This window comes from Butyrivibrio sp., from assembly GCF_024699075.1.
Genome location: NZ_JAILQF010000226.1, coordinates 1 through 6728, shown reverse-complemented (window position 1 = coordinate 6728; position 6728 = coordinate 1). Strand labels below are relative to the sequence as shown.

General features: G+C 38.0%; 4 protein-coding genes. All 4 read right to left on the bottom strand.

The window, feature by feature from the left end; translation table 11 throughout:
- A partial coding sequence (locus K6G87_RS09015) for a hypothetical protein (protein WP_296836109.1) occupies positions 1-833 on the bottom strand: 833 nt, incomplete at its 3' end.
- Between the two features lie 14 nt (positions 834-847).
- On the bottom strand, positions 848-3934 hold the full coding sequence (locus tag K6G87_RS09010) for a YfhO family protein (RefSeq protein WP_296836106.1): 3087 nt from the start codon (positions 3932-3934) through the stop codon (positions 848-850).
- Positions 3927-5081: an acyltransferase gene (locus tag K6G87_RS09005; protein WP_296836104.1), complete on the bottom strand. Its 1155-nt coding sequence runs from the start codon at positions 5079-5081 to the stop codon at positions 3927-3929. The genes K6G87_RS09010 and K6G87_RS09005 overlap by 8 nt, the downstream gene beginning before the upstream one ends.
- An 89-nt stretch (positions 5082-5170) precedes the next feature.
- Positions 5171-6728: ABC transporter ATP-binding protein (locus K6G87_RS09000; protein WP_296836101.1), on the bottom strand; the 1558-nt coding region annotated here is incomplete at its 5' end.

The following is a 6728-nucleotide window of genomic DNA, read 5'->3' as shown; positions in this document are numbered from 1 at the left end:
ATAACTGCCATCTCTATAAGAGTTGTCTTATAAGCGCCAAGTGTAAGAAGTGTTGTAAAAGCCATGCTGTGTGAATTACCGGAATCTCCCGATACTGCTGAAAGCCAGCTAAGCATTGACAAGTATGCATCTATTCCGTACATGGAAACTGCAATTATAAGTGGCACCAACACTCCTGTAACATATCCAAGGATACATATAAGAGTCTTACGTACTGTGTTACCAGCTTTATCCTTATTAAGAAATCCTGCAAACCAAAGGATCAGAATAAATGATGCCTCAAGTACATTTGGAAGTCTTACAAGAACATTAGCTCCAAGCATAAGGCCAGCAAAGAACAAAAGTATATTCTGCTTTCGTCCTTCATAGGTCATAATACCGCCAAGAAGGAAAAGAAGACCAAGTGTCATAAAAAGGTAGGTCATATAATTATATAGGATCACATATGGACACCAACTAAGACTTATAGCGATCCATTCACCTATAAAGATCATCCAGCCAGGTATTACAGTCTTTAAAGCATAATAGACTATTAAAGCAATTGCTACTACAAATAATGTAGTATATATCTTCATACCAAGCATTGTACCTGCCCCGGGAAGAAAGGTAAGAAGATGCCCCACAAGGCTAGGAATGAATATGGAAAGCTTCCAGTCCATATCCATAAGGTCAAAATACTGGTAATTGCCAAGACTATATGTCACATCGCTTATATCAATTCCCTGATTTATTGCAACAAATGGATACAGCACAAGTAAGACCGGAAATATTATAAGTTCCGATATGTTCTGAAATTTTTTAAATTTCTTTTTAAGAAATCCAAATACGCTCATATAACCTGCCAATCCTAATTTTTAACTGTCTTCTTATGTGTATAGAAATAGTATACCAATATTATAAGCAGTGATAAAAGGCTTATGATAAGTCCCAAAGTAAGTCCTGGTGTATGATACTTAAGCTCGATAGTATGCTCACCTGAAGATACCGGCACTACCATATACATTATGTCAGCCTGAACAAGGTCTGTCTTTACTCCATCAACATACGCTGTCCATCCATTTGTATATGGAATACTTAAAAGGATGAGACTATCATGGGTCAGATCAACTTTTCCTGTTACGGTATTAGTTGCATATGACTCTGAGCTAAGGTTAAGATCTGTATCTGTCATAGGTTCAGACAGATGCTCCATCATCTCGGCTGCTGCCATATCCATAGGCTGACATACAATACTTATATTGTCAAAAGAATATGTGCCATCAAGAGGCAGTGTAAGCTTAATTGAATACGTAGCATCAGCCCGCATTCCCATATTTATAATAAAGTCATGCCAGTTACTGTAGAACTGACTAAGCGGAGTCTGATACATCAAGGTCTTGTTAATATAAGGCTCTCCCTGAGCATCAGATTCATAATAGCCATCAAAGGTAAGAAGGAATCTAGCATTCTCATCATCGCTGCAAACAAGGTTATCAATGCATAGATATGTCTCGCAATTAGGCATTCCCTGGAAATTAAAGGTAACAGTTCCTCCATCTACAGTACTTTCAAAGCCGCTGTCTGTTACTGTAACTCCATCGCTTACGCTTATAGTATACGGAATATCTATTTCTGTATATTCAAGGTCCTGTGATTCATATCCGTAACTAGCAAGCTTTTCCGCATCCTCATCTGATACAACAACTCCCTGAGCTATCATTTCCTGTCTCTGAGCAAGGCTTGCATTCATAAAATCAGATTCTGAAATATAACCTTTATAATTCATTCCTGCAGATAAGGGAAGAACATTTTCAAATACCTTGTAGTTAGTAACTGTAGTCCAGGGTTCCTCTCCCTCAGGTACATCTGTTCTCTCCGAAAATCCAAATGGTACAAACTGAGTATGAGCCTCATTATAAGCTGAGATCGTATAATATCTCACGTTGGCAAGAGTATTGAGTATGAATCTCTCATCAAGGCCCTGATAACCGAAAGTAAACTGTTCCTTGACACCAAGAAGTGTCAGGAAATTTGAAATGTTACCATTTGCAAGGCTGAAATAAAAGTCTGTAGATGATACTCCGTCAAGGATTCCACCATTCCAGACAAGATCATATCCAGAGTATCTGTACAGGGAGTCACTTGCATCATCAAGGCTTGCTGCCTTCTCTACTGCAAGTACTTCATCATCCATTATCTGCTTTTCATATTCCTCAGCATTCATCTTGTCCATGAAGTCTGAAGAAAAGTTACCCTTTTCAGCATCATATCCGTAGTAGATATTAACGCATACAGATGAGACCACAAGTATCATTGTGGCTATACCTGCTATGATCCTGCTAAAGGTTCTGACATTTGAATTTATTCTGTCTGAAGATACTTTAGCTGAATCTTTTGTATTAATGCCTTTAGTATCAACAGTTTTGGCATTGCTTACTTCTGTATCACCAGCTTTAGCATTACTTACTTCTGTATCAGCAGCTTTAGCATTACTTGCTTTTGTATCTTCAAATTTGGCATTACTTGCTTTTGTTTCAATCAGTTTTCTGATAAGAGAATTCGCAAAGACAAGGAGTGCAAATATAAGAAGAATATTAACAGACCATCTTGCATTATCTCTTGGATTTATATCCTCTCCATTAAGAAGGTGAAGCCCTTTCATAAGGAACGCATATCCAAAGCATAAAGCTGTAAATACAGCTGCCCTTATTACAGACAGATTTACAAGTTCTTCAAAAAGAACAACAAGTATATAGCAAGCTACTATGATAACTGCAAAGGTCCATCTGTTGATCATATAGGAGAATCCGTTAAGTCCCCATCCGCAAACAGGTATTATAAGACCAAGTGCTGTAAGTATCGTTACGAATTTAAGTCTCTTATGTCCCTTTACACAGAATAAAAGAATAACCGACGCTATGACAGGAGAAGCAAGACCTACCTGCGTATCATATAGAGGATGATCTACAAAAGTTATAAGATTCCTTAATAGTCTTACATAATATCTTGGTTCATATAATGTATATACCGCAAAATCAAGTCCTGACCTTGGATTCTGAATAAAAGATATAACTATTGGAAGGAATATTATTGCAGCAAGTCCTATTCCAAGAATTGTATAAACTGCAAATGGAAGTATACCAAAAATATAATTTTTTAGACTTGATAATAATGCAGCACCTGTGCCATTATTCTTAACTTCATCAGAAGCTTTAAAATACTTAAGACCTCTTACGATGATATATAGCGCAGTAAATATCATCATCATGTAGAAGAAATAGAAGTTACTGATACCTCCTACAAATACTGCAAATATATAAAGCCAGGGTCTCTTTTCACATAATATCTTCTCAATTCCAAGAAGGATAAGTGGGAAGATTACAAGCGGTATGATAAAGTATGGGTGCCAGCGGCCAAGATATAAGGTCACTTCGCTAAAGTCATATGCTATAGCTGCACCAAGAAGTACAAAAAGGCTGATACCATCTGCCTTATCAGAATCTAAATGTCCGGAATATCTAAGTCCCCATCTGTCATGAACTGCCCTGTAATAGCAGTACATTGCAAAGAAGATTCCTCCAAGAAAAGGCCTTAAAAGAAGAAGAAAGTGATACAGGTATATGATATTGCCTCTTGAGAAGAATACGGACAAAAGTGTAAGCGGGTCACCTATACAGTAATACGATAAAGTTGTAATAACATCGGCTCCGTATCCTATGCCGAAAGTCCAGGTCTTAAGTCCCTGCCCCTGAAAGATACTCTTTATACTATCCCTTAGCCACTGAGAATAATAGGTAAGAGCACGGATATGCTGATACCAGCCATCATAATGATATACCATGCTCTTATTCTGTGAATCAAAGTAATAATATATAAGAGCCGTGATTGCCAGATATATTATTGTATAGAGTATAAAAAATGATCCGATCTTTTTAAAAGAAGATTTCTTATTCATGCACCAATCCCGTTCTTTCCTTATCCACTGCCAGCTCACCATCTATCTTCCTAAGCCATTTTGAAAGCTTTGTGCCGGCGCAGATTCTTTGAACAAACTCAAATATCTGGAATCGTATAAAGTCTACAAATACGCAGCAGGCAAAAAGGACCACTACGCACTTAAGCATATGAAATAGCATTCCGCCTACGCTTTCCGGAATAGCACCTATAACGCTGAGCCCTGAAAGCCAGGTAACCCATCTGTCTCTGACTTCAATATGCTCATGAAGAAGGTATACACCAAAGCTAAATGGAGCAAGTACTCTCATTACTTTGGTAAAAGAACTCTCTCCTGCTTTCATATATCTGAACATGGAGAAGAGTCCAAGCGCTCCTGTGAGACACAGAATGAAATTATAATGCGCAGGAACTGTAGCATAATAGTTGAATCTTCCAGTAGAAAGATTTATATGATGGAAAACAACAGATACTACAAAATTGCCGAGGCCTGAAATGATAAATAAAAGTGCGCTCGTACCAAAGCCAGTAAGTATCCTTACGTTGTATTTCCTGATATAAGCAGCTATAAGATAGAGGCATATATACCAGTCAAGGTTGTAGCCGTACATATCTGTCGGGAAATTAACAGGGATAATGCTCTTGATGATACAGAACCATATAAGAAGTCCTATGATGGTGTACTTGATCTGCTTTCTTGTCATGTACTGTACGCCCTTATTAAGGACAGGTGCTATCACATATAAAAGGATATATGCTGTTGCAAAGGAATAATGCTCAGATGATATTGGAAAAAGATACTGAGTTGTCTTATATATCCTGTCAGTTTCAGCTACATTTACCGTATCAACCATCTGCATTACGATAGTGACAAGAAGTGTATAAAAATATACTTCTGCAAGAAGCTGCAGTATTCTTGTAAGCTTAAAGGCTGACTTTGAAAGAAAGTATCCGCTTATAAGGATCCACACGTTAACAGCTACCACGCAGAAGGACTCTATGAACTGGCCCGTTATCTGTCTGGCTGTTGGCGCATATCCTATCTCCAAAAGGCTACCTGTCTGGCTTAGATAATGAAGTATCAAAACCATAACTATAGCTATAACTCTTAGTATTTCAAAATTCGCCTGCCTCTTTTTGTACTCCATAATTGTCTCCATTTTGATCAGTTTAGAAACTGCCAATATCCCCCAAGCTTTAATCTTAGAATCTATAAGTCTTTCGCCTGATTCTTGTATCAGCGCTCCCTAACAGCCTTACCGCCTTCAATTCTGTATACCATATCGCACTTCTCAATAGTCTGAAGTCTGTGTGCAATGATGATAAGCGTCTTACGTCCATGAAGCGAATTGATTGAATCCATGATCGCCTTTTCTGTCTCTCCGTCAAGAGCAGATGTAGCTTCATCAAGTACCAGTACTTCAGGATCTTCAAACAAGGCTCTTGCTATACCGATTCTCTGACGCTGTCCGCCTGAAAGTCTGATACCTCTTTCACCTATTGTGGTATCAAGCCCTTCCGGAAGGCTTCTTACATATTCATCAAGGCTTGCTTCCTTTAAAGCCTGCCATACCTTGGCATCATCTATATCTTCATCCTTAATACCAAAAGCAACATTTTTTCTTATAGTAGAATCTATCATGAAGATTGTCTGTGGAATATAGCCTATATTCTTGAGCCAGCCCTGATAGTTATCTCTTGTATTAACTCCGTCTGCAAGTACGTCACCTGATTCTATATTAAGAAGGCCGAGCATTACATCGACAATAGTAGTCTTACCTGCTCCTGATGATCCGACGATACCAACTGATTTACCTACAGGTATGGTCATCTCGGCACCATCTAAGACATAGTTATCAGAATTAGGATATTTGTATTTGATATTCTTGAGCTCTATAAGGTTCTTAACAGGCATCTTCACAGCATCTCTTGATCTTGCATATGCAGTAGGATCATATTTTATGCTTGTATCATGAATCTCGTTTTGAAGATTATTGTATACGTTGTCTATAAAGGGCTCAAAATAAGCGATTGATGTCTGATAGTTATTGATACGGTTAGCACTTGGAAGAAGTCTGCTTGCAGCCATTGCAAGGACAGTAAGTCTTGGAACAAGGTCTACCATTGATGTTCCTGACATCATGACTATAAGAATATATCCGATCATACCGCATATAGATACAGTCTCTATAAGAAGTCTTGGAGTTGCAGTAAAGAGGTTGTACCTCTGAACAGCCTTAACATATCCGTCTCCGCACTTGGAATATTCATCTATAAAGTAGCCTTCTTTGGATGCTATCTTGATCTCTTTGATACCCATTACAGATTCTGATATCCACTTGAAAAGGCCGCTATAGAAGTTCTGATTCTCTTCACCTGACCTCTTCATAACAGGCTTTATGAAATACTTGATAACAAGAAGTGTTACTACAAGTATTGATGCTATAAATGCGGTCATTGCTGCATCCTGTACGAAAAGTATAACAACAAGACATACAAATACGATAGCTTCACTTATAAGCTGCAGCACATTAAGAATAAGTCCATACATGTTGATAACGTCAGAGGTGATCATTCTCTGAATGACTGCAGTATCTGCATTAAGATAATACTCATAAGGGCGATTTATAAAATTGACCATCATCCTCTGTGAAGTCGAGAACTGATTGGTATATACAAAGCGGAGCTGTACCTTGTTAAGGAAAAAGAGGAATATGTTCTTAACAATAAATACAACTATAAGAAGTGCCAGTATAGCTGATGCAAAATGAATCGGATCACTAAATCCAAGGCCG